We start from the raw sequence: 24674 nt of genomic DNA on the forward strand, positions 1-24674 counted from the left end.
CGTGACCACCTACCCTGCTGCACCGCTGCACCCCGGGGTCGACGGCCCCCCGTCGGGAGACGGACTCCTGCGCATCGCCTCCATCGGGCCCCTGGCCCTGGAGACCGGGGGCGAGCTGCCCGACGTCCAGCTCGCCTTCGAGACCTGGGGCAGGCTCGACGCGGACCGTTCCAACGCGGTGCTCGTGCAGCATGCCCTGACAGGCAGCTCCCATGTGGCACGCGGTGCCTCGGAGGAGGAGGGCTGGTGGGACTCGCTCGTGGGCCCCGGCCGCACGGTGGACACCGACCGCTACTTCGTGGTGTCCGTCAACATGCTGGGAGGCTGCTACGGCTCGACGGGGCCGGCCAGCCTCGCACCTGACGGCACACCCTGGGGGTCGAGGTTCCCGTTCGTCACCATCCGCGACTCCGTGCGGGCCGAGGGCCTGCTCGCCGACCACCTCGGCATCGACCGGTGGCATTCGGTGCTCGGCGGGTCGATGGGCGGGGCGCGCGCCCTCGAATGGGCACTGATGTATCCGCAGCGCGTGGAGCGGTGCGCTGTCATCGCCTGCACCGCCGCCAGCTCGGCCGAACAGATAGCGTTCGCCCAGGCGCAGGTGCAGGCCATCCGGCTCGATCCGGCGTACCGCGGCGGCGACTACTACGACGGCCCGCATCCGAGTGCGGGCCTCGGCATCGCCCGCCGCATCGCGCACATCACCTACCGTTCCGAGCGCGAGCTCCAGGCGCGCTTCGGTCGTGCGGAGCAGGACGCCGAGCAGCCGTTCGGGTCCGTCCTGCCCGCCGACCGGGGCCGCTACCAGGTGGAGAGCTACCTCGACCACCAGGCGGACAAGCTCGTGGACAGGTTCGACGCCAACAGCTACGTCATCCTGACCGAGGCCCTCATGAGCCATGACGCGGCGAGGGACCGCGGCAGCCTGGAGGACGCGCTGGCCACGGCGGCGTCGGAGTTCTTCATCGCGGCCGTCGACACCGACCGGCTCTACCTCCCGGAGCAGTCCGTGCGGCTCGCCTCCGGCCTGCCCGGGGAGGTCCCGGTGCACCGGATCTCCTCGCCGGTGGGCCACGACGCCTTCCTCACCCAAATCCACCAGCTCGACGACCAGCTCCGGGGAGCCTTCTATCCCACGGCGCAGGTACCGGTTGGGTTTCCTCCCGCGGACACCTAGGCTTGGAGCTAAGCCTGCTTATTACTCGGCGGCAGGCCCGTCCGAGGTACACGGCCCCGGATCCATCGAGGGCGAAGAGGAGCTGTTCATGGAACTGAGCACCATCGGCTGGAACCAGGAAGCACGCGACAAGATCCTGCTGGACTCCGACCGCGCGCTGCAGGGCGCGGTCCGCGAGGCCGTGGAGACGATGGACGGCAAGTCCCGCGACGAGGTGTACGAGTTCCTCTTCCAAAAACTGCAGCCGCAGTTCGTGGACTTCAAGCCAGGGCCCGATCTCAGTGCCTGCGCGGACGCGGTGGCCAACGGGGACGTCCAGCTCGACGCCTGAGCGTCCTGCGGCACCGACGTCGCCGCCGGAAAGGACAGGACTGACCGCCCGGATGTCCTCGGGTCGGCCGTTCCTGTCCTTTCGTCGTCCCGCCAGGGACCCGGTCCGGCGAGGACGGTGGCGATCGAGGACCTAGTCGGCGGCGCCCGGCGGCATGCCCGGTCCGAAGATCGGCACCGGCTCGGGACGCTTGGCGATGATGCCGTCGCCCGAGGACTGGTGCCGCAGGCGGCGCAGCACCCAGGGCACGAAGTACTCCCGGGCCCAGACGAGATCCTCCGCACGGGCGGCACGCCAGGTCCGTGTCGGGAGTTCCTTGGGCCGCAGGGGTTCCAGGGTGTGCCGCACCGCGAGGGTGTCGAGGACCATCGCAGCGATGGTGTGATGGCCCAGGGGTGAGAAATGCAGCCGGTCGGAGGCCCACATCTGCGGGTCCGTGAGCTGGCGCAGCGCCCACATGTCGGCGATCAGCGCCTCGTGGCGTGCCGCGACGACGCGGAGGTTCTCGTTGTAGATGGCGGTCTTCGAGCGGATGCTGCCGAGGACGGTCTCGCGGACGTCAGGGCCCGTGAACAGGATCACGGTGGCACCGGAGGTCGCCAGGGTCCCCACGACGCCGTCGAGCTTCTCGGCGAGCACGTCCGGGTCCCCGCCGGGCCGGAGCAGGTCGTTGCCGCCGGCCGAGATGCTCACCAGGTCGGGGCGCAGGGCCAGGGCGGCGTCCACCTGCTGGTCGATGATCTGCTGCAGCAGGCGTCCCCGGACCGCCAGGTTCGCGTACGCGAAGTCGCTCTGCCCGCGCGAGAGTTCCTCCGCGACCCGGTCCGCCCAGCCGCGGTTGCCGCCGATGCTCTCGGGGTTCGGGTCACCGATGCCCTCCGTGAAGGAGTCGCCCAGGGCGGCGTAGCGGTGCCACGGATGCGGCTCGGAGACCAGGCTCGGGTCGATCATCGGCCCGTTCGGGATCGGGTCGCTCGCAGTCGGCAGGGGAGTCTCGGCGCTCGGTGGGGTCACCGGGTCATTGTCGCAACTGCCGCCCCGCGTCCGCCACCGACCCCGGGACGCCCCCACCGCCGGTTCGGCGCCGAACGGGCCGTGCCAGAATGGGGACATGACTGATTCTGCCGCCGGCACCGCTGCGCCCTCCGTCGGTTCCTGGGATCCGGTGGTCCTGTGGTCGAAGCCCGAGGCCGAGCGCGCGGGCACACCCCTGCTCGTCCTGTTCCACGGGTACATGGCCGACGAGGCGGACCTGATGGGTCTCACCGACCACCTGCCGCAGGAGTTCACGGTGGCGTCGGTCCGGGCACCCGCGCCGGCCGATTCCGGGTTCTCGTGGTTCCCGCTGGCACGCGAGGACGGTTACGCCGTGGAGCGTGTGGTGGAGACCGTCACCGCCGTCGGCGCGTGGCTCGATACCGTCCGCGGCGTCCACTCCAGCGTCAGCCTCCTCGGCTTCTCGCAGGGGATGGGGGTGGCGACGTCGCTCCTGCGCCACCGGCCCGCCGACTTCGCGTGCGTCGTCGGGCTGTCGGGGTTCACCGTCCCGTCCGAGGGCCACGCCTTCTTCCGCGACGACGAGGCCGCCGCCTCACCGGCGCCGTTCTTCTGGGGCCGGGACCAGGAGGATCAGGTCATCACGCCGGAGATGGTGGAGCTCACCCACGCCTGGCTGGTGAAGCACACCGCGCTGACCAAGATCCTCTACTCCAACATGTTCCACAGCATCAGCGAGCGCGAACTCGGGCATGTCCGGGAGTTCCTGAGCATGACGGTCCTCGGGCGCCGCTGACGGAAGGGCTCAGCCGCGCGTGACGCGGACCGCGGCGCCGTTGACGCTCACGGTGTCGCCGGGATGCAGCTGGCGTCCGCGGCGTTCCTCGATCTCGCCGTTGACCTGCACCAGCCCGTTGTCGATCAGCGCCTTCGCCTCAACGCCGTCCTCGGCGAGGGACGCCAGCTTGAGGAGCTGCCCGAGGCGGATCATGTCGTCCCGGATCGGGAGTTCTGCGGTGGTTGCGTCGTCGGTCATGCTGTCCATCATGCCGGATGCCGCAGGTCTAGGCTGGACGGGTGTCTGATGCGCCTGCCCTTCCTCCCGCTGTCGGTTTTCCCCTCGCCCTCGCGGCAGGGCTCGCCATCCCTCTGCAGGGGAGGATCAACGGGGCACTCGGCACGGTGCTCGACGACGGCATCGCTGCGGCGCTCATCAGTTTCGGCACCGGCCTGGTCGTGATGGTCGCGCTCACACTGGTGCTGCCGAGCGCGCGTGCCGGTGCCCGCCAGATCGTCCCGTCGGTGCGCGAGCGCCGCTTCCCGCCCTACTACGTGGCGGCCGGTGCCATCGGGGCCTTCTTCGTGTTCTCGCAGTCGCTGACCATCGGCATCCTCGGCGTCGCGCTGTTCACGGTGGCGGCCGTCATGGGCCAGTCGCTCAGCGGCCTCCTCGTCGATAAGGCGGGCATCGGCCCCGGCGGGAAGCGGGCCGCGACGCCCATGCGCGTGATCGGCGTCGTCCTGACCGTCCTATCCGTGATCTGGGCCGTGTCGCCGCGCTTCGGGGCGGCGGGGGAGGTCTCGGGCTGGCTGGTCCCGGTCCTGCTGCCCGTCGCCGCCGGCGTGCTGATGAGCTTCCAGCAGGCCATGAACGGCACGGCGGCCCTGCACTACGGCACGCCGCTCGCGGCGACCCTCATGAACTTCATCGCCGGCACCGCGGTGCTGCTCACGGCGTGGCTGGTCAAGCTCGCGGTGGCGGGTCCGGGCAACCCGCTGCCGTCCGAATGGTGGTACTACCTCGGCGGACCGATGGGGTGCATCTTCATCGCCCTCGGCGCTCTCCTGGTCCGCAGCCTCGGGGTCCTGCTGACGGGCCTGTGCATGATCGGCGGGCAGCTCGTCGGCTCGCTCGCCCTCGACCTCGTGTTCCCCGCTCCCGGGACGATCGTGGTGTTCGCGACGGTCGCCGGGACCCTGCTGACGCTCGGCGCGATCATCCTCACCACCCTGCCCTGGCCCCGTCGCACACCGCGGACCGGTTCCTGACGACACCGCACGGCCCCCGAGCGTCCCGAGCCGGACGCGGGCGTCCGCTGCGGGTCGGACACGGGCAGGGGCTGCCCCCGGCACCGGGAGCAGCCCCTGCCCGGACGGGACCCGGGACCTAGCGGTCCGCGGCCTCGTGGTCGTGCTCCGGATGGAGCCCGCCGCCGCTCTCCGTGCCGCCCCCGAGGGGGTTGCCCTCGAAGCGGTCCTTCTTGCCCTTGCCCTTCACGGGAGCACCCGCGCCGTTGACGCCGAACGTGCTCTCCGCGTAGGTCACGGTCAGGTGGGCGACGGCGTCGCTCATCTGGTCGAGCGCCTCGAGGCTGAGGTTGTTCGTGTCGTCGCAGGCCGCGTGGTAGCACGCGTCGTAGGGAGCGCCCGCGACCCCGCCGAACAGGGTGGCCTGCTCCGCGGTCTTGATGCCCTCGGCGCCGGTGAAGAGGCCGCCCGCGGGGATGCCCTGCGCGATGAAGGGTCCGTAGTCGCTCCTGCCACTGAACGCGGTCTCGCCGGAGGCGAGACCCTGGGACGCGAAGTAGTCATGGAAGTCCTGCTCGATCTGCCCGGAGCCCTCGGGTCCGGCAGCGGCATCGGGGCCCACCGGGAAGGCGGAGTTGTCGCCGTCGTACACGAAGCGGCCGAAGTTCGGCGACCCGATCATGTCGAAGTTCAGGTACAGACCGACGGCGTCGAGCCCGCCCTTCTCCGCGAGGTCCGCGACGTAGAACTCGGACCCGAGCAGGCCCTCCTCCTCGGCGCCCCACCAGGCGAAGCGCACCTTGTTCGCGGTCTTGACCTTGCTCATACCCTCGGCCACCGCGAGGATCCCCGCGCTGCCCGTCCCGTTGTCGTTGATGCCCGGACCGGCGAGGACGCTGTCGAGGTGGGCGCCGACCATGACGACGTTGTCAGGATTCCCCGTGGAGGTCTCGGCGACGACGTTGTAGGTCTCGCGGTTCTCGGAGACGGTATCCGCGGCCACCCTGCCGGCGACGTCCTCGCCGATCAGGTCGACGCCCGCCGCGAAGCTCGCTCCGACCACGGGGATGTCGACGATGCCGGGTTCTCCGAGGGTGCCGGCGACGGCGCCCGTGTTGGCTCCGACGCCGGTGTTGAAGACGACGACGGCCGCTGCGCCTGCCGCCGCGGCATGGGTGGCCTTGACCGCGAAGGTGCAGCTGCCGCGCTGCACCAGGGCGATGGATCCGGGTGTGAAGCCGGCGAAGTCGGAGGCCTCGCAGCCGCTGGTGCCGGTGGCGCTCGCCGTGCCGTTCGTGTCCACGGCCTCGATGGCTCCCAAGACGTCTCCGGCGCCGGAGAACGTCATGGTGGCGACGTCGTCGGCGCCGTAGGTCGTGCCCAGGGGCTCGGTCCGCTCCAGGACGGCGGGGCTCAGTTCCGCGAAGTAGGGGAAGAGGAAGGGCTGGACGGTGGGCGAGTAGCCCGCCGCGCGCAGCTTCGCGACGATGTAGTCGACCGAGTCCGCGTAGCCCTCGGTGCCCGAGGCGCGGGTGTTGCCGTTGGCCTCCGCGATCGCGTCGAGCGCGGTGAGGTGGCCGACGACCTTGTCGACCGTCACCGCGGCCCGCAGCTTCTTGGAGGAGTTGTTGTTGCTGGTGTCGAAGGTGGGAGCGGCGTTGGCCGCGAAACCTGTGCCCGCCACGAGGGCGAGACCGCTGGCGAGTGCCAGCGCCGAGCGCCCGAAACGGGCGCGCGGACGACTGAAGGGACGAGTCATGGGAGTCCTTCGGATGCAGGCGGGCCGGACGATCCGGACCGCGGAAGTGACGTGGGTCACACGTCGGGGTGACCTCAACCTAGGGAGCATCCGACGCGCCGTCAAGGGTGCGGCCCGCCGCAGTCCGGACCCCGACGGGCGCGGCCCCTGGCGTGAGGAGGCGACCCGGTAGGCTTGATCCGGGAGCTTTCCGCGCCCCGCACGGCGGGGCGGACAGCCCTGCGACACGCGCCCCCCACCTGCGGACCGCACCCAGCGGCCTGCACAGAACTGGAGAAGAATCCCATGGCAGCAGCCAAGTCAGCACTCGACCCCATCATCTCGCTCGCCAAGCGGCGCGGCTTCGTGTTCCAGTCGGGGGAGATCTACGGCGGCTCCCGCTCCGCCTGGGACTACGGACCCCTGGGCGCCGAGCTCAAGGAGAACATCAAGCGGCAGTGGTGGCAGACCATGGTGCGCGGGCGCGAGGACGTCGTCGGGCTCGATTCCGCCGTCATCCTGCCCCGCCAGGTCTGGGAGGCCTCGGGCCATGTCGAGGTGTTCAGCGACCCGCTGGTGGAGTGCCTCTCCTGCCACAAGCGGTACCGCGCGGACCACCTCGAGGAGGAGTTCGAGGAGAAGAAGGGCCGCGCACCCGAGAACGGGCTGCAGGACATCACCTGCGCCAACTGCGGCACCAAGGGCCAGTGGACCGAGCCGCAGGAGTTCTCCGGGCTCCTCAAGACCTTCCTCGGCCCCGTGGCCTCGGAGGAGGGCATGCACTACCTGCGCCCCGAGACCGCGCAGGGCATCTTCGTGAACTTCAACAACGTGCTCACCACCGCCCGCAAGAAGCCGCCGTTCGGTATCGGCCAGATCGGCAAGAGCTTCCGCAACGAGATCACGCCGGGCAACTTCATCTTCCGCACGCGCGAGTTCGAGCAGATGGAGATGGAGTTCTTCGTCGAGCCCGGCACGGACGAGGAGTGGCACCGGTACTGGATCGACCAGCGCTTCGCCTGGTACACCGACCTCGGTATCGACCCGGACAACCTGCGCCTCTTCGAGCACCCGCTCGAGAAGCTGAGCCACTACTCCAAGGGCACCACGGACATCGAGTACCGCTTCGGCTTCACCGGCTCCGAGTGGGGGGAGCTCGAGGGCATCGCGAACCGCACGGACTTCGACCTCTCCACGCACTCGAAGCACTCCGGCACCGACCTCGGCTACTTCAACCAGGCCACCAACGAGCGCTTCACGCCGTACGTGATCGAACCCGCGGCCGGCCTCACGCGCTCCTTCATGGCGTTCCTGGTGGACTCCTACACGGAGGACGAGGCGCCGAACGCCAAGGGCGGGGTGGACAAGCGCACCGTGCTCAGGCTCGATCCGCGCCTCGCCCCGGTCAAGGCCGCCGTGCTGCCGCTCAGCCGCAACGAGGACCTCTCCCCGAAGGCGAAGGACCTCGCGGCGCAGCTGCGCCGGGGCTGGAACATCGACTTCGACGACGCCGGCGCCATCGGCCGCCGCTACCGCCGCCAGGACGAGATCGGTACGCCGTTCTGCATCACCGTGGACTTCGACACGCTCGAAGACCAGGCCGTGACCATCCGTGAACGCGACACCATGGCGCAGGAGCGGGTCTCCCTCGACCAGGTCCAGGGCTACCTCGCCGCACGCCTGGTCGGGGCCTGATGGCCCTCGAGTACCGCGCCTGGCAGGAGGGGGACGACCTCCAGCTGCTCCAGCTGTGGGGCGGCCCCGAATCGGCGGCGGTCGAGCAGTTCCGTGGCTCGTTCCGTCCGCCGTCGGACAGCCCCTGGAACCGCTGCATCACCGCGGTGGACCAGGGGATCCCCGTCGCCGCCGGCTGTGTCTACGGTGCGGCCCTCCACCCGGACCGGCTCTGGTGCTACATCGAGGTCGCCGAGGACCACCGGCGCGCGGGCGTCGGCTCGACGCTGCTCACGATGCTCCAGCACGAGGCCGCCGCCTCACCGTCCGGCATCACGGCCCTGCGGTCCAAGGTGACGCCTGGGACCACCGGTGCCGCGTTCGCCGATGCCACCGGCTTCGCGACCCTGCAGCGCTCGCGGCTCGTCGTCGTCGGACCCGGTGCCCTCGCGGCGCCCGCGTTCGACGACGCCGCCGGGCCGCAGCTCGAGGAAGCGGCCACCGGCTCGGTGGAGCTCACCCGCGCGCTGGCGTCCTTCTACGAGTCGGTGCACGCCTGGGACCGGGCGGAGCTCGGCCTCGGGCGCGCCCAGCAGCTGTTCCTCGGGGACGCGAGCGGCGCCGGCGGGGCGATCGTGCTGCGGGACCGGCCGAAGGCCGACGGCGGGGCGATCGCCGCGTTCGCGGTCAGCTACACCCAGGCCCGCACCGACGACCCCGCGGACGTGCTGCTCGGGTACGACACCACGCTCGCACCGGCGGAGCAGCAGGCCGCCGTCGCCACGATGATCGCGATGCTCGTGCACCAGTACCCCATCCAGCTCGAGGTGGACGACGCGATGGAAGCCCTCGTCGCCGTCGTCGAGCCCCTGCTCGCCACCGGCGCGGCACGGCTCGGGGGACCGGAGACCCTGGTGGTCGCGACGTCCTGAGACGCCGCACCTGCGCGGCCTCGTGCCCGTGGTTCCGCCGGGATCCCGCCGATCGGCGTGTCGCGGCCCGACACGCACTCCGGACCAGGGAACGCGTGCACGACACCGCGAGGGACGCCGCCCGCACCGTCAGCCGCGGCTGTGCCGCCCGGCCTTTTTGTCCGCGACGTCCGCCGCCTCGCGTTCCGCGTCCGTCATGGCCCCGCCGCCGAGGTGGGCCGGCATCCACCAGGCGCCCGGCTCCGGGGTCACGGGGAAGTCGGCGATGCACGTCTCGATGCCGTCCTGCAGCTCCCGGCGCAGCCGCTCCGTCTCCTCGGCGACGTCGAGTCCGGGTTCGTGGCGGATGGCAGGGCTGATGTGCACGCGGACGGGCGACTTCCAGGCCCGCCGGAGGGAGAACCCGTGCCCGCGGGTCAGCAGCCGGTGCGCGCCCCACACGGAGACGGGGATGACGGGTACCCCGGCCTCGGCGGCGAGCCGCACGGCCCCGGTCTTGAGGTTCCGCACCGTGTAGCTGCGGGACACCCCGGCCTCGGGGAGGATCGCCACGTACTCACCGGCGCGCAGCTTGGCGAGGGCGTCGTCGTAGGCCTCGGCGCCGGCCATGCGGTCCGTGATCACGTGGCCCAGCCCGAACACGAAGGGGCTGACGAACCAGTGCTCGGCGGCCCGCTTCGAGATCATGTAGCGCGCCTGGATGCGGGCATGGTTCCACAGCACCAGTTCGGCGAAGGCGAAGTCGAGATAGCCGAAGTGGGTGATGGCGACGACGGCGCCGTGGCCCGGCACGGCACGGCGCGACCGGCCGCGCAGCGGGTCCGAGGCCGGCAGGTTCTCCGTCCCGCTGACCGTGATCGGCAGGCGCAGGGCCCCGAAGACGGCCTTGCCCGCGTACACCACCCCCCGGTACATGCGGTCGCTCTGCCGCGGCTTCCATCCCATGCTCAGATCCTTCTTCCGGCCCTCGGCGGCAGCGGGAGGTACCCGCTCGTGCCCTCTACGTACTCTTTGTACCCCGGTCGGCCGGACATACGCTGCTGGGTCGGAGGGTTTTCCGGTCGTGGCCGCCGCCGAGCCGGGCTGGAAGGCGGGGCAGGACGGTCAGGCGGTGATGCCCAGCGGGTCCGGGGCACGGTAGAGCGGGGCGGAGGGCTCGAGGACCCGGGCGTCGAGGGCTGCGTCCGTGTCCTCCGCGAAGTGGCGGAGGAGGAAGGAGGTGCTCATGCCGTGCCAGACGGGCAGGGTGCGGACCATAAAGTGGCCGGCTCCGAGCATGCGCACGTAGTGGACGTCCCGAGCCACGCCCTGGGCGCGGCGGGCGAAGGAGAGCGACGCCGTCGGGCTCGTCCAGCGGTCCACATCACCGTGCATCACCAGGACGCTGCGGCCCCGGACGGGCTCCACCGGGCTGGAGGACTCGAGCCACGGAGCGAGCGCGGCCACGGCGCGGACCTGCGGGTGGCCTGCGGCATACAGCGCCGTCAGCCCGCCCATGGAGTGGCCCAGGAGGTAGACGGGCACCGCGGGATGCGCGGCGGCGATCCGGCCCAGGGCCCAGCGGGCGTCCTGCAGCGCCGACTGCTCGGCGCCGTTCCACCCGCGGACCCGGTTGCGCAGCGCCCAGACGGCGAGGCCGTGCTGCGCGCCCTGCCCCGCGAGGCGCGCGGCGAAGGGGCGCATGCGGAGCGGACTGAGGTGCCGGCGCCGGACGGCGTCGACGCTCTGCGCCCGCCCGCCATGCAGTACGAGCGCAACGCCGCGCACTCCTGCACGCGCACCGCCGACGCGGACCACGGGCTCCCCGTCCCGAGGCGGACCTGCGATTCCTGCCATGGATCGTCCTTTCCCGCCCCGGAGGGCTCCCGTCGTCCTGGTCCTGCCGTGCACCGCGGCCGGAGCGTGCCCGCGGGCCACTCCTGCGTAGAATCGCAAGCGGTGCCCGGTGCCCGCCGGTGTCCGACCCGGCGGCGCCGACAGCACCCACCAGCATTGTCCAGCACTCATCCGACCATGTAGGGACGTCCGTGGGCTCCAGCCACCTCCACGCCGCTCGCACCGACACGAGCCCGGAGCCGTCGGCCTCCGTGCTGGCCGCCCGTAGGAGGGCCATGCTCCTGCTCTCGGTGCTCCTCGTCCCGCTCGGGGTCCTCACCCTCATCGCGATGGTGCTGCTCTGGCCGACCGGCGACCGCGGATCGCTGACCGTCGCCAGCCCCTACGCGACGGCCGACGGCGTCAGCTTCGACGTCGGGACCGTCCGCGAGGTCGCCCAGGGCGACTGCCCCTCCTCCCAGCCGACCGTCGACGCCGGGGGCACGGCCCAGACCTGCACGCTGGCCTACACGCAGCCCGCGCTCGGGGGAGAGGTCATCGCCGTCGAGGTGACGCCGGAGCTCGCCAGGACCAACGCCGTCGAGCCCGGCGACCAGATCCGCTACCTCAACCTCGCGAACGTGCTCCAGGGCGGCGCGGCTCCCTACGTCTTCGTGGACTTCGTCCGGTCCGTGCCCATCGTCGGCCTCGCGATCGGCTACGCCGTCGTCGTCATCGCGGTCGCACGCTGGCGCGGACTGCGCGCCATCATCGGCCTCGTGGGCGCACTCGTGATCCTGGCGCAGTTCGTCCTGCCGGGGCTCGTGGAGGGCAGGCCGCCCCTGCTGCTCGGCCTCGTGGGCTCCGTGGTGATCATGTACGGGGTCCTCTACTTCGCGCACGGCGTCTCCGCGCGGACCTCCACGGCGCTGCTCGGGACGGTGTTCGGCCTCGGCGTCACCGCCCTCCTGGCCGCCTGGGCCACGGACGCCGCGCACCTGACCGGCGTCGGGGACGAGAACGCGTACACGCTGGTGAACGCGTCGGACGGGCTCTCGATCTCCTCGATCATCCTGTGCGGGCTCATCATCTCAGGGCTCGGCGTCCTCAACGACGTGACCATCACGCAGTCCTCCTCCGTCTGGGAGCTGTACGAGCTGGCGCCGGCCACGTCCGGCCGCCGGCTCTTCACGTCCGCCATGAGGATCGGCCGCGACCACATCGCGTCCACCGTCTACACCATCGCCTTCGCCTACGCGGGGGCGGCGCTGCCCGTGCTGATCCTCGTCTCCCTCTACGACCGCGCCCTGCTCGACACCCTCACCAGCGGCGAACTCGCCGAGGAGGTGGTGCGGACCCTGGTGGGTTCCATCGGCCTGGTCCTGGCGATCCCGCTCACCACGCTCATCGCGGTCCTCGTGGTGAAGACCGTCGGACCAGGGGCCCCGGGCGGCGGGCACGACGACGGCCGGGACGACGGTGCGACGCCGGAGGTCCCCGCGGGTCCGCGAACCCTCGCCCCCGGCCAGCGCCTCCTGGCGGTCGGGGAGCGGCGCGCACGGCGTCCGGCCGAGGGGGACGCATGACGAACGCCTGGCGGAAGGCGGGCAGGGCGGAGCGTGCGCGCAGGCGCACAGCGAACAGCGTCCCCGGATTTGCGGCCCCTTGCGACAATGGAGGGGTGACCGCAGTATCGACCCTCCCCGCTCCGCCGAGCGATCCCGCCGCCCCCGAAGCCCCCGGTGCGGCCGACGCCGCCCTCCGGCTCGACCTCCCGCCGCTCACCCTCGGGAACATCACCGTGGACACCCCGGTGATCCTCGCGCCCATGGCCGGGATCACCAACAAGGCGTTCCGCCGGCTGTGCCGCGAGTACGGCGGTGGCCTCTACGTCTCCGAGATGGTGACCTCCCGTGCGCTCGTGGAACGCAGCCCTGAGTCGATGCGCATCATCTCGCACGACGACGACGAGAAGGTGCGCTCCGTGCAGCTGTACGGTGTGGACCCGAAGACGGTGGGCGCCGCCGTGCGCCTGCTCGTCGAGGAGGACCGCGCGGACCACATCGACCTCAACTTCGGCTGCCCCGTGCCGAAGGTCACCCGCAAGGGCGGGGGAGCGGCCCTGCCGTGGAAGCTCGACCTGTTCACGGGCATCGTGCAGACCGCCGTGCGTGAGGCGTCGAAGGGCGACGTCCCGCTGACCATCAAGATGCGCAAGGGCATCGACGAGGACCACCTGACCTTCCGCGAGGCGGGGAAGATCGCCCGTGACAGCGGTGTCGCCGCCGTCGCCCTCCATGGACGCACCGCCTCCCAGTTCTATTCGGGCAAGGCCGACTGGAACGCCATCGCCGAGCTGCGCGAGGCCCTGCCGGACATCCCCGTGCTCGGCAACGGCGACATCTGGAGCGCCGAGGACGCCGTGCGCATGGTGCGGCAGACCGGCGTCGACGGAGTGGTCATCGGCCGCGGCTGCCAGGGAAGGCCCTGGCTCTTCGGGGACCTCATGAACGCCTTCGAGGGCAGCGCCTCCCGGCACCGTCCCGGTTTGGGGCAGGTAGCCGACACCGTCTACCGGCACGCCGAGCTGCTCGTCGAGACGTTCGGCAGCGAGATGATGGGCCTGCGCGACATCCGCAAGCACATGGCCTGGTACTTCAAGGGCTACGTCGTCGGCGGTGACCTGAGGGCGAAGCTCGCCACCGTGCCCACCCTCGAGGTACTGCGCGGGCTGCTGGAGGAGCTCGACAAGGACTCGCCCTACCCCGGCTCCGACGCCGAGGGCCCGCGCGGCCGCGCAGGGTCCCCGAAGAGGACGGCCCTGCCCGAGCACTGGCTCGACGGCCGCGTCCTCAACGACGCGCAGCAGGCGGACATCGCCGCTGCCGAGGTGGACGTATCCGGGGGCTGATGCCGGCCTCCCCCGGCGCCGGTGACCCGTCGGCCCACATCGGCGGGTACCGGCGGGCAGCCCCGCGATCCTTGCGCTAGAAAGGCACCATGAGCTTCCCCGAACCGTCCGCCGCTTCCGGCTACAGCGCCTCGGACACCGCGCGCTGGGTGGAGGAACCGCCCAAGAGCTCGCACCGCACCGACTTCGAACGCGACCGCGCCCGCGTGCTGCACTCCTCCGCGCTGCGCCGCCTCGGCGCCAAGACGCAGGTCGTCGCGCCGGACACCGACGACTTCGTGCGCACACGCCTCACGCACTCGCTGGAGGTGGCGCAGGTGGGACGCGAGCTGGGGCGGACGCTCGGCTGCGACCCGGACATCGTGGACACCGCCTGCCTCGCGCACGACCTCGGGCACCCGCCCTTCGGCCACAACGGCGAATCCGCGCTCAACGACATCGCCCACGGCATCGGCGGCTTCGAGGGCAACGCCCAGACCCTGCGCCTGCTCACCCGGCTCGAACCCAAGGTCCTCGCGCCCGACGGCGGCCCCGCCGGGCTGAACCTCACCCGCGCGAGCCTCGACGCCTCCTGCAAGTACCCGTGGACGGCGGCGTCCGCCCCCGTGATCAGCGGCCAGCGCACCACGAAGTTCGGCGCGTACGACGACGACCTCCCCGTGTTCGACTGGCTCCGCCAGGGCGCCCCGGAGGGCCGGTCCTGCCTCGAGGCGCAGGTCATGGACCTCGCCGACGACATCTCCTACTCCGTGCACGACGTCGAGGACGCGATCGTCGCCGGTCACCTGCAGCTGAAGTGGATGGACAATGCCGACGCCCGCGCGCGCGTGGTCGGCTACACCCAGCAGTGGTACCTCCCCGGCAGCGATCCCGCCGCCGTCGACGCCGCGCTGGCCCGTCTGGAGCGGACGCCGGTCTGGGTCCGCGAGGCGGACGGCACGCGCCGGTCCATGGCGGCGCTGAAGAACATGACGAGCCAGCTGATCGGCCGCTTCTGCCTCAGCGCCATGCAGTCGACGCGCTCCATCTACGGTCCCGACTCCCTGACGCGCTACAACGCCGAGATGGTGGTGCCCGAGGAGACCATCCTGGAGATCGCCGTGATGAAGGGCCTCCCCACCACCTACGTCATGACCACCGATCACCGCCAGCCGCTCTACGAGCGGCAGCGGGAGATCCTCGCGGCCCTCGTCGCGCAGGTGCACGCCGACGGCGACCGCTACCTCGAGCCGATGTTCGCCGCCGACTGGCGCGAGGCACCGGACGACGACGCCCGCCTGCGCGTGGTCATCGACCAGGTGGCGTCCCTGACCGATGCCTCGGCGCTCGGCCTCCACGAGCGGATCGTCGGTCCCGTCCCGGCGCTCTGGTAGGCCGGGGCCCTCCCCTCCGGGCGAGGGCCCGTCCGCCGTCGTCCCGGCGAGGCCCTGCACACACGACGTCCGGGTCGGGGTGTCGGTGGGGCGGGCCTAAACTGGGACCCATGGCCGGACTCATCAAGCGTGAAGACATCGATGAGGTACGCCAGCGCACCGACATCAAGGAGGTCGTCGAGGCGTACGTGACCCTGAAGTCGGCCGGTATCGGCTCGTGGAAGGGCCTGTGCCCCTTCCACGACGAGCGCTCGCCGTCGTTCCACGTCCGCCCGCAGATGGGCTCGTACCACTGCTTCGGGTGCGGCGAGGGAGGCGATGTCATCTCCTTCGTGCAGAAACTGGACCACACCTCCTTCAGCGAGACCGTGGAGAAGCTCGCCGCACGCATCGGCTTCGAACTGCACTACGAGGACGGCGGCACCGGACCGCGCCGCGAGGACGTGGGCAAGCGGCAGCGGCTGCTCGACGCCCACAAGATCGCGGCCGAGTTCTTCCGCGACCAGCTGCTCACCCAGGGCGCGGCCACCGCCCGCCAGTTCCTGCAGGAGCGCGGCTTCGACCGCGAGGCAGCGGAGCAGTTCGGCGTCGGGTATGCGCCGCAGGGCTGGGACACGCTGCTGAACCATCTCACCGGCCGCGGGTTCACGCTCGACGAGCTGAAGCTCACGGGCATGTTCAGTGCGTCGTCCAGCAACGCCGGCCGGTTCTACGACCGCTTCCGCGGACGCCTCATCTGGCCCATCCGCGACATCACCGGAGACACCGTGGGCTTCGGTGCCCGCAAGCTCTACGAGGACGACCAGGGGCCGAAGTACCTGAACACCCCCGAGACCTCCCTCTACCGGAAGTCGCAGGTGCTCTACGGGATCGACCTCGCGAAGCGCGAGATCGCCAGGAACCGTCAGCTCGTGGTGGTCGAGGGGTACACCGACGTCATGGCCTGCCACCTGGCAGGCGTGGGCACCGCCGTCGCGACCTGCGGGACCGCGTTCGGTACCGACCACATCAAGATCGCGCGCCGCCTCCTGTCCGACGACGGCACCGGGGGCGAGGTGATCTTCACGTTCGACGGCGACGCCGCGGGCCAGAAGGCCGCCCTGCGGGCCTTCGAGGAGGACCAGCGCTTCAACTCGCAGACCTACGTGGCCGTCGAGGCGTCAGGTGCCGACCCGTGCGAGCTGCGGCAGACGCGGGGCGACGACGCCGTCCGGGAGCTGATCGCCGACCGCCGCCCGCTCTTCGAGTTCGCGATCAAGGCGTCCTTCGCGAACTTCGACCTGTCCTCCGGTGAGGGTCAGGTCAAGGCGCTCCGGCACGCAGCGCCCATCGTGGCGCAGATCCGCGACGTGTCGCTGCGTTCCACCTACACGCGGGAGCTCTCGCGCTGGCTGGGCATGCAGTACGTGGGGGAGGACCAGGTGGCGCGCGCGGTCACGGCGGCAGCGCGTCGGGACGCGGGCGCGTCGTCGCCCGGCGGCCGGCAGCGGGGCCAGCAGGGGTCGCAGGGCCGCCAGGACCAGGCAGGCCAGGCGGCGGGTGCACCCACCGGCCAGGGGGAGGCCGCGGAGGGCTCCTCCGGCGAGCCGTTCTTCGAGCGGCCGGACGCCCGCGATCCGATCGCCCGGATGGAACGCGAGGCCCTCGAGGTGGTGCTGCAGCAGCCCACGCTCCTCACCGCCCCGCAGTGGAGGAGCTTCTCCACGTCCCGCTTCACCGTCCCGGTGTACGAGGCGCTGCACAACGCCGTCCTCGCGGCGGGAGCGGCGGGCACCGAGTTGTCACGGTGGGTGGAATCGGTGCGCGAGGGCGTCCCCGACGTCCTGCGACCCCTCGTCAGCGAGCTGGCGGTCCGGCCCCTGCCGGCGAAGGACGCCGACGCCATGGTGCTGTACTGCCGTGACATCCTCAACCGGCTGACCGAGCTCCGGATCACCCAGCAGAAGGCCGAGAAGCTCGGGCAGCTCCAACGCATGGACCCGGCCGCCGACCCGGTGCTCTACAACCAGCTGCAGCGCGACCTGATGGAGCTCGAGATGCAGCGGCGGCAGCTCCGCGAGGACTGAGCCGGAGGCGATTTCGCATAGCCCCGCGAGGTATGTAGAGTAGGACGTGCGCTTTCCTCCGTAGCTCAATTGGCAGAGCATTCGACTGTTAATCGAAGGGTTACTGGTTCAAGTCCAGTCGGAGGAGCAAACAGGCCCCTGACCAGTGGAAACACCGGTCAGGGGCCTTTCCTTCGTGCCGGGCGGCCGCGGCCGCCCGCCGCTGGTCCGCCGCAGGGTCACCGGGTGCGGGGTCCTGCCTCCGCAGGTCGCCGGTGTCCGTGATGTCCACGCGCATGGACGGCGGCACCGCGTCCTCGGCCTGCCCTGGCACGTCGGCCTTCGCCTCGCGATACGAGGCCCTGATGCTGTGCCATATCCCCGTGCCGCGACTGCAGCGGGTGCACTGTCCACGCGAGGCCGGGGTCCGGATCCCCGGGAGTCTTACGCTTGCCGGGCCCGGGCCCGGTCGGAGGAGTACGAGGGCCCGTGGCAGCGGGCCCTCCTACCGCAGGGAGGAACCGGAACCGTGTCAGGGGCCCGGCGTAGGCTGTGCCCATGGACACTGGCAGCACTGAGGGAAAGCTCATCCTGGTCACCGGCGCCACGGGGTACATCGGCGGCCGGCTCGTCACGAAGCTCGTCGCCGAGGGCCGCAGGGTCCGCGTCGTCGTCCGCTCGCCGCAGAAGCTGAAGGACGTGCCCTGGGCCTCGTCGGTGGAGATCGTGCCGGGAGACCTGCAGGACGCCGACACCATGCGCGAGGTGAGCCGGGGCGTCGACACCCTCTACTACCTCGTCCACTCGATGGGCTCCGGCAGGAACTTCGACACCCGCGAGGCCGAGATCGCCGCGACGGTCTCCGACGCGGCCACCCGCGCCGGCGTGCGCCGCATCGTCTACCTCGGGGGTCTGCATCCCGAGGGCGTGGAGCTGTCCACCCACATGCGCTCGCGTACCCAGGTGGGCAGGATTCTCCTCGACTCCGGCACACCGACGATCGCCTTCCAGGCCGGCGTCGTCATCGGATCGGGGTCCGCATCGTTCGAGATGATCCGGCACCTCTCCGACGTCCTCCCCGTGATGCCCGCGCCCAAGTGGGTCCTGAACCACATCGAGCCCATCGCCGTCCGCGATGTCATCCACTACCTCGTCGGCGCGCTCGACCTCCCGGAGGACCTGAACCGGACATTCGACATCGGCTCGCGGGAGGTGCTGACGTACGCCGAGATGATGAACCAGTACGCCGAGACCGCGGGCCTCCCGCGCCGGCGGATCCTCGCGCTGCCGGTCCTCACGCCGCGCCTCGCCGGCCACTGGGTCAACCTGGTGACGCCCATCCCGCGGGCCATGGCGATGCCCCTCATCGAGTCCCTGCAGCACGACGCCGTGACGTCCGAGCACGACATCGACCACCACATCCCCGTGCCCGAGGGCGGGCTGACGGGGTACCGCAGGTCCGTCGACCTCGCGCTGGGCAAGATGCGCGGGGGAGAGGTGGAGACGAGCTGGGCCGGAGCATCCCAGGTCGACGCCGAGGCCGACCCGCTGCCCTCGGACCCCCAGTGGGCAGGACACACCGTCTACACCGACGTCCAGACCTACAGCTCGACGGCGTCCCCGCAGAAGCTGTGGAGCGTGGTCGAGGGGATCGGCGGCGAGAACGGCTGGTACTCCTGGCCCGTGGGATGGGCCGCCCGCGGCTGGATGGACAAGCTGGCCGGAGGCGTGGGGCTGCGCCGCGGACGGCGGGATGCGAAGGAGCTCCTGACGGGGGAGGCACTCGATTTCTGGCGCGTCGAGGAACTCGTGCGCGGTGAACGGCTGCGGCTCCGCGCGGAGATGAAGGTGCCCGGTCGTGCCTGGCTGGAGTTCAGGGTGGAACCCGACGGCTCGGGCAGCTCCTTCTACCAGCGGGCCGTCTTCTTCCCGCACGGGCTGTCAGGGCGGCTGTACTGGCTCGCGGTCCTGCCCTTCCACGGCTTCATCTTCTCGGCCATGGCGCGGAACATCGCGAAGACGGCGGAGTCGCTGCCGGCGGAGCCCGAGACAGCTCCGGCCTGACGGCGCCGCGCTCCCGGAATCCCTCCGGCACACCAGCCGACCCCGACCCGGGCAGGGTTCCGTCAGGGCCCCGCTATTGCAGGGCCGGCACGGTCCGGGGCCGGACCACCGTCCACAGGAACACCACGCCCAGGGCGATGCAGCCGGCCATCACCAGCGCCATGGGTGTCGCCGACTCGATCCCGTCGCCCAGGAGGCCGACGAGCGGGGAGACGAGCCCTGCCGTCCCGAAGGTCACAGCGCCGAGCAGCGACGCGGCGGTGCCGGCCTGCGCCCCGTTGTTGATGAGCGCCAGCACCTGCACGCACGGGAAGATGAAGCCCGTCGCCATGATGTAGAACCAGAGCGGGACCGCGGTGCCCCAGACGCCGAGCCCCAACTGGTCGAACGCGATGATGAGCATCGCCATGACGAGCTGCACGAGCGTCGCGACCGCGATGACCCACTGCGGGCCCACACGCCGCAGGACCCGCGAACTGATCTGCACGCCCGCGACCACGCCGAGGGAGTTGATGGCGAACAGCAGCCCGTACTGCTGCTCGTTCAGTCCGTACGGCCCCTGGAAGAGGAACGGTGACGCGGAGAGGTAGGAGAAGATCCCGGAGAAGTTCATGCCGCCCACGAGCAGGATGCCGATGAAGATGCGGTCGCTGAGCACCGCCCGGTAGCGCTGGGCGACGGTGAGCCCGGACCGGCGGCGGTTCTCCCGGGGCAGGGTCTCGATGATGAACAGCGACACGGCGAGGATCACCAGCACGCCGTAGCAGGCGAGGAACCAGAAGATGCCGGGCCAGGGGAAGAGCAGCAGCAGTTGCGAGCCGATCACGGGCGCGAAGATGGGCGCCATGCCGTTGACGAGCGCCATGTAGGACAGCATCCGCACGAGCGTGTAGCCACCGAACAGATCGCGCACCATGGCCATCGCCACCACGCCGCCGCCGGCCGCGCCGACGCCCTGCAGGACGCGGAAGACCAGCAGCGCATTGATGTCCTCCGACGACGCAGCGCCGATGGAGGCGCCGACGTGCAGTGTGGTCGCCAGGATGAGCGGCAGCCGACGGCCGATCTTGTCGCTCAGGGGGCCAACGAGCAGCTGTCCGCACGCGAAACCGATGATCGTCCCGGTGAGCGTCAGCTGCACCGCGGCCTCGGAGACGGCGAGGTCGTCCTGCAGGGCAGGGAAGGCCGGGAGGTAGAGGTCGATCGTGAACGGCCCGAGGGCCGTGAGGGTGCCGAGGATGAAGACGTAGATGATCTTCTCGCGGCGGGAGAGGGTGTCACCGGGGTGGGAGAGGGTGCTCACAATGCTGCCTTACGGAACGGTACTGCTGCCGATGGAGGAGGAGGTACGGGGAGGCATCGATCGCGGCAGCCCGGCGACGACGGCGGAGCGGCTGGGGTTGCACAACCGGCCGTCCCCACGGGAGCGATTTGGTTGCTGGGGCGAATCAACGTCCCTCCCATCCTAGGGCCGTCGTCAACCGTGCGACACATCTGACGCAGGGGAGCATGCCGTGGAATCCACTGCTAAGCACGCTTGGGGTTGACGTAGGGTGATGAGAGACGGAACGAGCAGGGAGAGCGGCATATGAGCGGGAACGGCACCGAGGTCGAGGCCGAGCAGTCACCGAAGCACTTCGCGAGGGTGATCGCCATCACGGTCGCAGCCGCCGTCGGAGGCCTCCTGTTCGGTTTCGACACCGCCGTCATCAACGGAGCCGTGGATTCCATCCAGGCCGATTTCGACCTGAGTCCGAGCGTCCTCGGCTTCACCGTCGCCATCACCCTGCTGGGCTGTGCAGCGGGCGCCTGGTTCGCCGGCGGCCTCGCCGACCGGTGGGGTCGCAAGAAGGTCATGGTCGCGGCGGCCATGCTGTTCGCCGTGAACTCCGCCGGATCGGCGTATGCCTTCTCCGAGTGGGACCTCATGGCCTGGCGGCTCGTCGGCGGTCTCGCCATCGGCATCGCGTCCGTGATCGTCCCCGGCTACATCGCCGAGATCGCACCGTCCAAGTGGCGCGGGGGGCTGGCGTCCGTCCAGCAGCTCGCCATCACGGTCGGCATCTTCGCCGCCCTGCTCTCGGACGCCTCGCTCGCGAACGCTGCGGGCGGCGCGGGCAACGAGTTCTGGTGGGGCCTGTCCGCGTGGCGCTGGATGCTCCTCGTCGGCGTGGTTCCCGCCGTCGTCTACGGAGTCCTGGCGCTCATCATCCCGGAGTCCCCGCAGTTCCTCATCCGGGCGGGCCGCGACAAGGAGGCCGCCCACGTGCTCTCGCGTGTCTCGGGCGTGACCGACACCTCGGGCAAGATCAGCCAGATCCGCGAGAGCTTCGCACGGGAGGACCGGGCGAGCTACCGCGACCTGCGCGGCCCCGCGCTCGGGCTGCAGCCCATCCTGTGGGTCGGCATGGCCATCGCCGCACTGCAGCAGCTGGTGGGCATCAACGCGATCTTCTACTACTCCACCACGCTCTGGAAGTCCGTCGGCTTCAGCGAGAGCGATTCGTTCACGACGTCGGTGATCACCTCAATCATCAACGTGGGCATGACCTTCGTCGCCATCTTCTTCGTGGACCGCGTGGGACGCCGCCGGCTGCTCCTCATCGGCTCCGTCGGCATGACCGTCGGTCTCCTGGCCGCGACGCTCGCCTTTCTGCAGGCCGAGGGGACGGGCGAGGACCTCACGCTGCCCGGCGCGTGGGGGCCGATCGCCCTCGTCGGCGCGAACCTCTTCGTCGTCTTCTTCGCCGCGACCTGGGGGCCCGTCATGTGGGTGACCCTCGGCGAGATGTTCCCCAACCGCATCCGCTCGATCGCCCTCGGCGTGGCGACGATGGTGAACTGGGTGTTCAACTTCATCGTCACCCTGACCTTCCCGTGGGTCAGCGAGAACCTTGGCCTCTGGATCATGTACGCGGCGTTCACCGTCTTCGCCGTCCTGTCCTTCATCTTCGTCCGGACCCGACTTCCCGAGTTCACCGGCAAGGACCTCGAGGACAACGCGGAACTCACCACCGCGTGAGGACGGACCGCCGCGTGACCTGCGCCGTCGCGGGTCCGCGCAGCCCGTACCGGCGTCCCGCGTGCCCGGCGAAAACCCGCCGCCCCGCCGGTGGTAATTTTGGTTCAGGATTGTCCAGCAACACACTTACGAATGGAGGCAGGGCCTATGAACAGCTCGGCTAGTACGCGCGGCAAGCGGTCCACGGGCTCGCTCTCGCTGTTTGGACTCATCAGGCTCCTCGCGCGCCTGACGCCGCGCCAGGTCAGCGACGAGTTCTCGATCGCCGTCCAGCAGATGAAGCAGAAGGGGATCAAGGCCGGGATCGCCGCCGCCTTCCTCGTCGTCGCGCTCGTCTTCGTGCTGTTCTTCGCCGTGGCCCTCATCGTCGCGGCCATCATGGGCCTGGCCGAGATCATGGCACCGTGGCTGGCAGCGCTGCTGGTCGCCCTGCTCTTCCTCGTGATCGCCGGTGTCCTCGCGCTCATCGGCGTCACGCGTCTCAAGAAGCAGCTTCCGCTGGTACCCGAGGACGCGATCCGCGGCATCCGCTACGACCTCGGTGTGCTGAAGGAGGGCCGCAGCTTCGATCCAGCGACGCTCGACGTGAAGAAGCCGAAGCAGGACAAGGATGCCAAGGACGACGACGTCAAGGACTCCAAGCCCAAGGAGTCCACGCCGTCGTACGAGGAACTGCGGGGACGTTCCGGGGAGCGCCGGACGCACATCGCCGAGGCGAGGGACTCGCTCGGCGCCCGCGCGGACGTCAAGGCGCGCCTCGACAAGGCCCGGCACCGCTCCGGCAAGGGCGGATCGCAGGGGAGCTCGCAGAGCGGGTCGACGTCCGACGGCCAGCGGGTCGCCGCCGTCGCGGTCCGGCGCGAGGTCCCGCACAACACCACGCTCGCCGACCGGTGGAAGCCCCTGAGCGTGCTGGCCGCCTCCGTCGCCGCGATGCTCGTGATGCTGCGCAGGCTGCTCAGCAAGTAGGACTCGGCAGGGCCCCGGCGGCCGCTCGCCCGATCCCTCCGTCGCTGCCGCGACGGGGAGGCACGGGGGAGCGGCCGCCGGCCTGCATAATGGGGTGGGGAGGCGCGGGTGATGAGACTGATCGGGGCGGGAGCACGGGCCGGCAGTGAGGGCGTGGAACTCGCGACGCCATGGACCCTGCCGAACCTCATCACGATCATCCGGTTCCTCGGCGTCCCCCTCTTCGTCTGGTTCATCGCCCAGCAGCGGTACGGCGCGGCGGTGCTCACCCTCGTGGTGGTCGGGTCCACCGACTGGGTGGACGGCTACGTGGCACGGCGACTCCAGCAGGTGTCCGCCGTCGGGAAGTGGCTCGATCCCGTCGCGGACCGCACGGCGCTGATCGTCATCGCCATCACCTTCGTGGTGGACGGGATCGCCCCCGCCTGGCTCCTCTGGGCCATCGTCATCCCGGACATCATCCTCATCGTGAATGCGCTCGTCCTGTTCCGCGGGCCCCTCCACCTGCCCGTCATCACCGTCGGCAAGGTGCGCACCGCGCTGCTGCTCGTGGGAGCGCCACTGCTCCTGCTGAACCGCGTGGAGGGTTTCGGCCAGGACTGGATCCTCGTCGTCGCACAGGGACTGCTCGCCGCCGGTTGCGTGCTGCACCTCGTCGCGTTCGTCGCCTACTTCAGGGCCGCGCACCGCAAGTACCGGCTGGAGCGGGTCGAGCAGCAGTCGTGCCCCTCCTAGCGATTGCGCTGGCGCTGCTGGGCGCAGTCTTCCTCGCGTTCGGAGCGCAGCGCCAGGGCAGCGCCGTCCGGGCGAACACGGGCGGGCTGTCCCTCTCGTCGTCCGGGTTCTCGCGCCTCCTCACGAATCCGCGCTGGCTGTTCGGGCTGTTCCTCCTCGGGACGGGGATGGCCCTGAACGTGGTGGCGCTGTCGCTGGCGAGCCTGACGGTGGTCCAGCCCATCGGTGCGATCGCGCTGGTGATCACCACGGTCGTCAACTCCCGGGACCAGGGCATCCGGATCAACCGCCCCACCGTCGCCGCGATCACCGCCTGCGTGACCGGCAGCGCCCTCTTCGTGCTGCTCGCCGTGAACGTCACGCGGGAGAACCACGCGGTCGACCCCGCACAGGAGCTCTCCGTGGTGCTCCTCCTCGGCGCCGCCGTCGTGCTCTTCGGGTCCATGGCGGTAATGGGCCGGCACCGCCTGAACGCCTTCGCCTACATCCTGGGAGCGGGGGTCCTCTTCGGGTTCGTGGCCGTCCTGACGAAAGTCGTCGCGGGCCACCTGCTGGACCCGAACGGGCGCTTCCTGCTCAATGTCCCGGTCCTGACCCTCGTGGCCCTCGCCGCGGCCGCCGCCCTCGGATCCTGGTTCGTCCAGAGCGCCTACGCCACCGGTCCGCCCGACCTCGTCATCGCCGGACTGACGGTGATCGACCCGATCGTCGGCATCGCGGTGGGCATCGTCATCCTCGACGAACTGCAGCCCGATGTGCGGACCGTGACGGCGCTGGGGATGGGCGCGGCGGCGCTCGTTGCTATTGTGGGGGTCGTAGCCCTGTCGCGCCATCACCCTGATGTCGTGAAGCGGCAGCGCTGAA

At 70.7% G+C, this 24674-nt stretch carries 21 protein-coding genes and 1 tRNA gene; 16 read left to right on the forward strand and 6 right to left on the reverse strand.

Annotated elements, in window-relative coordinates; genetic code table 11:
• Position 1 precedes the first annotated feature (1 nt).
• Together metX and CI785_RS07785 are read left to right on the forward strand one after the other, a co-directional pair.
• Positions 2-1177: a homoserine O-acetyltransferase MetX gene (gene metX / locus CI785_RS07780; protein ID WP_240615073.1), complete on the forward strand. Its 1176-nt coding sequence runs from the start codon at positions 2-4 to the stop codon at positions 1175-1177.
• Between the two features lie 88 nt (positions 1178-1265).
• On the forward strand, positions 1266-1508 hold the full coding sequence (locus CI785_RS07785) for a hypothetical protein (RefSeq protein ID WP_105031498.1): 243 nt from the start codon (positions 1266-1268) through the stop codon (positions 1506-1508).
• Positions 1509-1640: 132 nt separating this feature from the next.
• Here CI785_RS07785 and CI785_RS07790 read toward each other — a convergent pair whose 3' ends face one another.
• Positions 1641-2459 carry an SGNH/GDSL hydrolase family protein gene (locus CI785_RS07790; protein WP_105031499.1) on the reverse strand — a complete coding sequence of 273 codons (819 nt, stop codon included), beginning with the start codon at positions 2457-2459 and terminating at the stop codon, positions 1641-1643.
• A 160-nt stretch (positions 2460-2619) separates the two neighbouring features.
• On the opposite strand from CI785_RS07790, the gene CI785_RS07795 reads away from it, so the two are divergent.
• Positions 2620-3300, forward strand: a complete 681-nt coding sequence (locus CI785_RS07795; protein WP_105031500.1) for an alpha/beta hydrolase — start codon at positions 2620-2622, stop codon at positions 3298-3300.
• A gap of 9 nt (positions 3301-3309) precedes the next feature.
• Here the strand turns inward: CI785_RS07795 and CI785_RS07800 are convergent, their stop codons facing one another.
• Positions 3310-3540, reverse strand: a complete 231-nt coding sequence (locus CI785_RS07800; RefSeq protein ID WP_105031501.1) for an RNA-binding S4 domain-containing protein — start codon at positions 3538-3540, stop codon at positions 3310-3312.
• A 41-nt stretch (positions 3541-3581) separates the two neighbouring features.
• Here CI785_RS07800 and CI785_RS07805 point away from each other — a divergent pair, with 41 nt between their 5' ends.
• Positions 3582-4553 (forward strand): DMT family transporter, encoded by a 972-nt coding sequence (locus CI785_RS07805; RefSeq protein ID WP_105031502.1) that lies wholly within the window; start codon positions 3582-3584, stop codon positions 4551-4553.
• A 118-nt stretch (positions 4554-4671) separates the two neighbouring features.
• Here the strand turns inward: CI785_RS07805 and CI785_RS07810 are convergent, their stop codons facing one another.
• Positions 4672-6291 carry a M28 family peptidase gene (locus CI785_RS07810; RefSeq protein WP_105031503.1) on the reverse strand — a complete coding sequence of 540 codons (1620 nt, stop codon included), beginning with the start codon at positions 6289-6291 and terminating at the stop codon, positions 4672-4674.
• Between the two features lie 285 nt (positions 6292-6576).
• Here CI785_RS07810 and CI785_RS07815 point away from each other — a divergent pair, with 285 nt between their 5' ends.
• The gene (locus tag CI785_RS07815) at positions 6577-7965 is read left to right on the forward strand and encodes a glycine--tRNA ligase (RefSeq protein WP_105031504.1); all 1389 of its coding nucleotides are present in this window, start codon (positions 6577-6579) and stop codon (positions 7963-7965) included.
• A complete protein-coding gene (locus CI785_RS07820; protein WP_105031505.1) occupies positions 7965-8876 on the forward strand; it encodes a GNAT family N-acetyltransferase in 912 nt (303 codons plus the stop codon). The genes CI785_RS07815 and CI785_RS07820 overlap by 1 nt, the downstream gene beginning before the upstream one ends.
• A gap of 129 nt (positions 8877-9005) precedes the next feature.
• On the opposite strand, the gene CI785_RS07825 is transcribed toward CI785_RS07820, so the two are convergent.
• Both CI785_RS07825 and CI785_RS07830 read right to left on the reverse strand, forming a co-directional pair.
• Positions 9006-9821: a lysophospholipid acyltransferase family protein gene (locus tag CI785_RS07825; protein ID WP_105031506.1), complete on the reverse strand. Its 816-nt coding sequence runs from the start codon at positions 9819-9821 to the stop codon at positions 9006-9008.
• 159 nt (positions 9822-9980) lie between these two features.
• On the reverse strand, positions 9981-10712 hold the full coding sequence (locus tag CI785_RS07830; protein ID WP_105031507.1) for an alpha/beta hydrolase: 732 nt from the start codon (positions 10710-10712) through the stop codon (positions 9981-9983).
• 191 nt (positions 10713-10903) lie between these two features.
• On the opposite strand from CI785_RS07830, the gene CI785_RS07835 reads away from it, so the two are divergent.
• The 6 genes from CI785_RS07835 to CI785_RS07860 all read left to right on the forward strand — a co-directional run bounded on the left by CI785_RS07835 (position 10904) and on the right by CI785_RS07860 (position 19084).
• On the forward strand, positions 10904-12277 hold the full coding sequence (locus tag CI785_RS07835; protein ID WP_420808218.1) for a YibE/F family protein: 1374 nt from the start codon (positions 10904-10906) through the stop codon (positions 12275-12277).
• Positions 12278-12372: 95 nt separating this feature from the next.
• A complete protein-coding gene (gene dusB, locus CI785_RS07840; RefSeq protein WP_105031509.1) occupies positions 12373-13602 on the forward strand; it encodes a tRNA dihydrouridine synthase DusB in 1230 nt (409 codons plus the stop codon).
• 89 nt (positions 13603-13691) lie between these two features.
• The gene (locus CI785_RS07845) at positions 13692-14975 is read left to right on the forward strand and encodes a deoxyguanosinetriphosphate triphosphohydrolase (protein WP_105031510.1); all 1284 of its coding nucleotides are present in this window, start codon (positions 13692-13694) and stop codon (positions 14973-14975) included.
• Between the two features lie 110 nt (positions 14976-15085).
• The gene (gene dnaG, locus CI785_RS07850) at positions 15086-17041 is read left to right on the forward strand and encodes a DNA primase (RefSeq protein ID WP_105031511.1); all 1956 of its coding nucleotides are present in this window, start codon (positions 15086-15088) and stop codon (positions 17039-17041) included.
• Positions 17042-17095: 54 nt separating this feature from the next.
• Positions 17096-17168: transfer RNA gene (locus CI785_RS07855), tRNA-Asn, on the forward strand.
• A gap of 410 nt (positions 17169-17578) precedes the next feature.
• Positions 17579-19084, forward strand: a complete 1506-nt coding sequence (locus tag CI785_RS07860) for an SDR family oxidoreductase (RefSeq protein ID WP_105031665.1) — start codon at positions 17579-17581, stop codon at positions 19082-19084.
• A gap of 73 nt (positions 19085-19157) precedes the next feature.
• On the opposite strand, the gene CI785_RS07865 is transcribed toward CI785_RS07860, so the two are convergent.
• Complete coding sequence (locus CI785_RS07865) at positions 19158-20387, reverse strand: multidrug effflux MFS transporter (RefSeq protein WP_105031512.1); 1230 nt, start codon at positions 20385-20387, stop codon at positions 19158-19160.
• A 285-nt stretch (positions 20388-20672) separates the two neighbouring features.
• On the opposite strand from CI785_RS07865, the gene CI785_RS07870 reads away from it, so the two are divergent.
• The 4 genes from CI785_RS07870 to CI785_RS07885 all read left to right on the forward strand — a co-directional run bounded on the left by CI785_RS07870 (position 20673) and on the right by CI785_RS07885 (position 24673).
• Positions 20673-22106: a sugar porter family MFS transporter gene (locus CI785_RS07870; protein WP_105031513.1), complete on the forward strand. Its 1434-nt coding sequence runs from the start codon at positions 20673-20675 to the stop codon at positions 22104-22106.
• 147 nt (positions 22107-22253) lie between these two features.
• Positions 22254-23075 (forward strand): phage holin family protein, encoded by an 822-nt coding sequence (locus tag CI785_RS07875; protein ID WP_105031514.1) that lies wholly within the window; start codon positions 22254-22256, stop codon positions 23073-23075.
• Positions 23076-23186: 111 nt separating this feature from the next.
• Positions 23187-23810 (forward strand): CDP-alcohol phosphatidyltransferase family protein, encoded by a 624-nt coding sequence (locus CI785_RS07880; protein ID WP_105031515.1) that lies wholly within the window; start codon positions 23187-23189, stop codon positions 23808-23810.
• Positions 23798-24673: a DMT family transporter gene (locus CI785_RS07885; protein ID WP_105031516.1), complete on the forward strand. Its 876-nt coding sequence runs from the start codon at positions 23798-23800 to the stop codon at positions 24671-24673. The genes CI785_RS07880 and CI785_RS07885 overlap by 13 nt, the downstream gene beginning before the upstream one ends.
• Position 24674: the final 1 nt, after the last annotated feature.

Source organism: Arthrobacter ruber (assembly GCF_002954225.1).
GTDB classification, from domain to species: domain Bacteria; phylum Actinomycetota; class Actinomycetes; order Actinomycetales; family Micrococcaceae; genus Arthrobacter_D; species Arthrobacter_D ruber.

Bases quoted from the DNA above. Each gene is read 5' to 3' on its own strand.
- CI785_RS07785 (WP_105031498.1), top strand. From the start codon at position 1,266: ATGGAACTGAGCACCATCGGCTGGAACCAGGAAGCACGCGACAAGATC.
- CI785_RS07790 (WP_105031499.1), bottom strand. From the start codon at position 2,459: ATGATCGACCCGAGCCTGGTCTCCGAGCCGCATCCGTGGCACCGCTAC.
- CI785_RS07795 (WP_105031500.1), top strand. From the start codon at position 2,620: ATGACTGATTCTGCCGCCGGCACCGCTGCGCCCTCCGTCGGTTCCTGG.
- CI785_RS07800 (WP_105031501.1), bottom strand. From the start codon at position 3,540: ATGACCGACGACGCAACCACCGCAGAACTCCCGATCCGGGACGACATG.
- CI785_RS07810 (WP_105031503.1), bottom strand. From the start codon at position 6,291: ATGACTCGTCCCTTCAGTCGTCCGCGCGCCCGTTTCGGGCGCTCGGCG.
- CI785_RS07815 (WP_105031504.1), top strand. From the start codon at position 6,577: ATGGCAGCAGCCAAGTCAGCACTCGACCCCATCATCTCGCTCGCCAAG.
- CI785_RS07820 (WP_105031505.1), top strand. From the start codon at position 7,965: ATGGCCCTCGAGTACCGCGCCTGGCAGGAGGGGGACGACCTCCAGCTG.
- CI785_RS07825 (WP_105031506.1), bottom strand. From the start codon at position 9,821: ATGGGATGGAAGCCGCGGCAGAGCGACCGCATGTACCGGGGGGTGGTG.
- CI785_RS07830 (WP_105031507.1), bottom strand. From the start codon at position 10,712: ATGGCAGGAATCGCAGGTCCGCCTCGGGACGGGGAGCCCGTGGTCCGC.
- CI785_RS07845 (WP_105031510.1), top strand. From the start codon at position 13,692: ATGAGCTTCCCCGAACCGTCCGCCGCTTCCGGCTACAGCGCCTCGGAC.
- dnaG (WP_105031511.1), top strand. From the start codon at position 15,086: ATGGCCGGACTCATCAAGCGTGAAGACATCGATGAGGTACGCCAGCGC.
- CI785_RS07860 (WP_105031665.1), top strand. From the start codon at position 17,579: ATGGACACTGGCAGCACTGAGGGAAAGCTCATCCTGGTCACCGGCGCC.
- CI785_RS07870 (WP_105031513.1), top strand. From the start codon at position 20,673: ATGAGCGGGAACGGCACCGAGGTCGAGGCCGAGCAGTCACCGAAGCAC.
- CI785_RS07875 (WP_105031514.1), top strand. From the start codon at position 22,254: ATGAACAGCTCGGCTAGTACGCGCGGCAAGCGGTCCACGGGCTCGCTC.
- CI785_RS07880 (WP_105031515.1), top strand. From the start codon at position 23,187: ATGAGACTGATCGGGGCGGGAGCACGGGCCGGCAGTGAGGGCGTGGAA.